1 protein-coding gene is annotated in these 2,533 nt (G+C 71.2%); it reads right to left on the bottom strand.

Going from position 1 to position 2,533, the window contains the following annotated elements; translation table 11 throughout:
* Window positions 1-142 precede the first annotated feature (142 nt).
* The coding region (locus AC1D01_RS29700; protein WP_477872830.1) for a di-heme oxidoredictase family protein at window positions 143-2,533 on the bottom strand (2,391 nt) is incomplete at its 5' end.

Genomic DNA, 2,533 nt, shown 5'->3' with positions numbered 1-2,533 from the left:
AGCAACCACCAGGCGCGCAGGCCCGGCCAGCGGGAGGGCGGTGGGGCAGCGACGGTGTCCATCGCTGCCCACGGTACGCAGCCGGTGCGCCGGCGCCATCGTCCACCGGCGCGACCGCCTGTAGGAGCTCACGCTTCCCTCCCTACAGCGTGTTCAGGAACGCCAGCACGGCGGCCCGGTCGTCCCTGGACAAGGCCTCGAAGCGCTGGCGGCTGTTGTCGGCCTCGCCGCCGTGCCAGCCGATCGCCTCCATCAGCGTGCGCGCCCGGCCGTCGTGCAGGTAGTGCACGTTCTGCGCGCTGCCTTGCACGTAGGGGAGCGAGCCGATGCCCCACAGCGGCGCGGTGCGCCACATCGACGGCTGCGCCTTGCCCTCGGCCACCGTGTCGGCCAGGCCCGCGCCCATGTCGTGCAGCAGCAGGTTGGTGTAGGGGTGGATGGTCTGGTCGCGCAGCTCGGCGAACGGGTGCGTGGTGCCCGTCTTCAGCGTCGCCACGTGGCAGGCGGTGCAGTTGACCTGCGCGAAGAGTTGCGCGCCGCGCGCCACCTGCGCCGGGTTCACTTCGTGCTCCGGCGAGACCCGCACGCCCGCCGGGAAGGCGCTGCGCAGGCTGCGCTGCGCCGGCACCGCGAGCAGCTCCAGGTACTGCACGACGCGCTGCAGCTCCTGCTCGTTGACGCCCGTGCCCTGCGGGTTGCTGCGGCAATCGGCCGCGGCCCGCTGGCAGCTGCGCGACGGGTACACCGGCGACACCACGCCCATGTCGTTGACGAGCGCTTCGGCGGCCTGGTGCCGCACGCTCGCCTTCGCGGCCTTCCAGCCGAAGCGGCCGAGGCGTGTCTGGCCCGACTCCGGATCGGTCACCAGGTTGGCGACGCCGCGGATGCCGTCGCCGTTCGCATCGGCCGGGTCGGCCAGCGCGAGCACCGTGCTCTCGGGCAAGGCCTCGAGCAGGCCGACGCCGATCACCTGCGGGGCCTGGCGCGCCGAGTACTGCGCCGGCACCGGGCCCTTGAAGGCGTAGACCGGCTTCTGCAGCTCGACCTTCTCGCCGTCGGCCAGCGTGCGCACCGTCGTCGTGTAGGCCTGCACGTTGACGCCGTAGTCGGCCGCGCCGACGGCGGCGGCCTTCTGCAGCACGTTGAGGCCGTAGGTCGCGTCGGGCACGCGCTTGCCGTCGGCACCGGCCGTGCCGGTCAGCACCGTGCCGGCGAACACCGTGCCGGCGGCCGGCGCGGTGGTGCGGCCATTCAGCCCGTGGCAGCCGATGCAGCTCACCTGGTTGTAGCGCGGGCCCAGCTGCCCGGCATGCGCGCTGAACACCGGGTTGCTCTCGGGGTGCTCCGAATGCCGACCGTCGATGAACGAGGTGTGGAACAACCGCCGCCCCTCGACGAAGCGCTTCGTGTTCTGGATGCCGATGTTGTTGGCCATCTGCTGGAAGACGCGCATCGGCTCTTCGGAGTAGTTGTACGACAGGCTGGTCTGCCCGCCGGACAGCGTCTCGGGCGGCAGCGGCGCGGAGTCCAGGTTCGGCGCGATGCCGTACCAGGGCCGCAGCCCGACACCGGCCACGTACAGCTGCTCGAACGAGTAGTAGCGTGCGCCGCCACCGTCGATCACCGCGCTGCCGTCGGCGTTGTACTTGAGCCGCGGCGCGGGCGCGAGCTCGACCGGGTCGCCCACCTTCAGCGTGCTGTGCGGATCGGTGCGCCAGTTGGTGTCGACCGAGAACTGGCAGTCGGCATCCGGCTGCCCGGCGATGCAGATCGGCAGCGGGTGGTTGTCCATGTCGACGATTTTCGGGTTGCCGAAGCCGTAGTTCAGCGCCCAGCCGTAGTCGCGCACGTTCGGGTCGCCGGCGTTGCGGAACAGGCTGAAGGTGGTGCCGTCGAAGGTGCCGTCGTTGACGCGCAGCGTGAAGGTGATCTTCGAGCGGCCGGCGGGCACCTCGTCGCGGATCACCAGCCCGAAGCTGCGATTCTGGAAGTAGAACGACGGGAAGGTCAGGTAGCGGCCCGGGCCCTGGTCGGGCGCGTCCCAGGCCTCGCCGCGTTCGCGCGCATGGCGTTCGGTGGGCCGCATGCCCATGTAGGTGACCAGCGTGCCGTCGGCCTCGACGCTCTGGATCGGCTCGGTGATCGGCGTGCCCTGCGGGAACAGCGGCACCACGGCGACCGGGTCAGGCGGGTTGATGCTGCCGCCGACCAGCCTGAACTGCTGCGCGTTGCTGCCGTTGCAGCCGTACTGGCGCAGGCTCGCGGCATCGGCGGCCTGCACGCACTTGCCGCTGTTGACGTTGACGAGCGTGATCACGCCGGCGGCCGGCTCGCCGAGCGTGAAGCGCTGTGCGTTGGTGCCGTTGTCGGTCCACTGTTGCAGCGGCGCGCCGTCGCTGGCGGAAGCGTTCTGCACGTCGATGGCCAGGCCGCTCGCCGCGACCGTCAGCCTGTAGACGCCGGTCGAGATCAGCGCCACGTCGAACTGCTGCGTCGCCGCACTGCTGCAGGGCTGCAGTTGCAGCGCCGTGCC

It is taken from the genome of Rhizobacter sp. P3_B12 (assembly GCF_056402895.1).
Note: the sequence above shows the minus strand (reverse complement) of the source record. Positions and strands in the feature narration are given on the sequence as shown.